Origin of the sequence: Microcystis sp. LEGE 00066 (assembly GCF_015207925.1) — a bacterium.
GTDB classification, from domain to species: Bacteria; Cyanobacteriota; Cyanobacteriia; order Cyanobacteriales; family Microcystaceae; genus Microcystis; species Microcystis ichthyoblabe_A.
In genome coordinates, this window is sequence record NZ_JADEVX010000329.1 from 1 (window position 1) to 1,941 (window position 1,941).

The following is a 1,941-nucleotide window of genomic DNA, read 5'->3' on the forward strand; positions in this document are numbered from 1 at the left end:
AGGAATTTAGAGAAGTATTTGAGAAAAATACGGAGGGGAATGAGGGATTATTTGCCTTGAGTGATTGGCTCAAAAAGGCGATGGCTTACTTTCCTAAAAGCTGCCAGACAATGAGGCGGTGGATTGACGAAATAACTGCCTATTTTGATAACCGAACAACCCAGGGAACAGTGGAAGGAATTAACAATAAACTGAAGGTGATTAAAAGGAGAGGCTATGGATTTAGAAACTTTAAAAACTTTAGTCTTAGATGTTTATTAAATTGGCATTTTGCTAGTTGATTTTACATGGTAAGTTCGGAAAAACCATAATACCTTTCGACAAAGGATTTCTCGGTTGGTGAGAGAGAGTCTATCTTTCTCTAAAAAAATGGAGAATCAGGTTGGGGGACCCTTTGGTATTTTATCCATGACTACAATGCACACCTGGCAAAGGATTAAGCCGCCATCACTACTACCGAATCACAACGCAAGAGCGATACGTCAGAGCTTGGCGAAAAACTCAATGACCGGTTCGAGAGAGCGGGACTCGGCTAATGTAGGGAGGAGGTGCTGAATCGTTTGTATTCTTTCAGGTTCCCCCCCCTCCTTTTCTGATACCGAACTGAGGTTAATTATCATCGGTCAAGCGTCAAAACATCTAAGCTTTTCCTTAATCCTAGTAATGTAAAGTTTAATTAAGAGAAAGACTTCTAGCTCCGATCCGATGTTATATTAATAATTGAAGCTAAAGAAAAAAGCTTCCCTGACAGATCAACTGGCAAGGTTATAAGGTCAAGTTCACAAAGGAGTAAACCCTGTTAAAGTTCCATTCTGTCTCGATAACGGCGATAACAGCGATCGACCTGAACGCTCATATTTCCTAGAGTAGAGAACAAGGGAGTTAGGCAATTGCAACTGAGGTTCAATGCTTCTCCAACCAGTCTCAAGTTATGAGGGGAAATACCTGAGAATCGGTAAACTGATCGCTGTTATTGTTTGTCAACACAAGTAATTGATAATTGCAGTCGCTCTCCTTTGATGAGATAATAGAAAGTCTTCTGTTCAAAAGGATATCGATAGGATGCGACTCTCTCAACAGCTTTTTGTCACCCTCCGGGAAGATCCAGTCGAGGCGAAAATCCCTAGTCATAAATGCTTAGTCCGTGCCAGTTACATTCGTCGTATCGGCAGCGGTATACTTTAGACGTTCATAATCTGAGATTTATTAAACTTCTGAAATCGTAGAGTCAGCAAAGAATCCAGTTCTTTTTTATGTTTCAGATGGGCATCATTCAGACATTCATAAATAGCTGAAGAAAAGTCAGAAAAGTTTTCATAATATTTACCATGTAAACATTTCTGGCTCTTCGGGAATTGTTATGCAAATAATTAACTTAAAATAAAATTCGATGAGAGTACCTACGCCTAAAAGTAGCTGAAATCTATACAGGGAGACACTTACGGCACAAACAAGTTAATATCAAAAGATAGACAATCGAGTTAAGATTTGATATAATAGCCAAAAACCAGAGTATTTTACTTATGATACTTGACAAATTTTTGAACCTAAAAGGAACGTCTATTCAAGGCTATCTACACCTAGAAAATATCGGTATAGTTTGCCAAATCGAATCGAAAAATCAAAAAGCAATCTGTCCTCGTTGTGGGTTAGAGAGCGATAAACTCCACCAAAATCATCGACATTTAGTCAAAGATTTACCAATCTCAGGTCAACCAGTGTACCTACAGGTTAATCGTCGTCAATTTAAGTGCGATAATTGTCGAAAACCCTTTAGTGAAGAGTTAGATTTTGTCGCCAAGAAACGAACCTATACGAAAAGACTAGCCGAGAATATACTCGAACAATTAAAAGAAGGAGATATTTTAAATGTTAGCCGAAGAAATGACGTAACGGAAGAAGAGATTCAAAGAATGATAGAGGACATAGCTGAAGAAATTA

3 protein-coding genes and 1 pseudogene are annotated in these 1,941 nt (G+C 38.4%); 3 read left to right on the forward strand and 1 reads right to left on the reverse strand.

The window, feature by feature from the left end:
- Both IQ224_RS23170 and IQ224_RS24725 read left to right on the forward strand, forming a co-directional pair.
- The coding region (locus IQ224_RS23170) for a transposase (protein ID WP_194033541.1) at window positions 1-281 on the forward strand (281 nt) is incomplete at its 5' end.
- 781 nt (window positions 282-1,062) lie between these two features.
- Complete coding sequence (locus IQ224_RS24725; protein WP_002749671.1) at window positions 1,063-1,185, forward strand: hypothetical protein; 123 nt, start codon at window positions 1,063-1,065, stop codon at window positions 1,183-1,185.
- Here the strand turns inward: IQ224_RS24725 and IQ224_RS23175 are convergent.
- A pseudogene (locus IQ224_RS23175) lies at window positions 1,182-1,343 on the reverse strand (IS630 family transposase); the annotation flags it as partial. The gene IQ224_RS24725 and the pseudogene IQ224_RS23175 overlap by 4 nt on opposite strands.
- Before the next feature lie 180 nt (window positions 1,344-1,523).
- On the opposite strand from IQ224_RS23175, the gene IQ224_RS23180 reads away from it, so the two are divergent.
- Window positions 1,524-1,941 (forward strand): transposase family protein (locus IQ224_RS23180; RefSeq protein WP_194033542.1); only part of this gene is annotated, 418 nt, incomplete at its 3' end.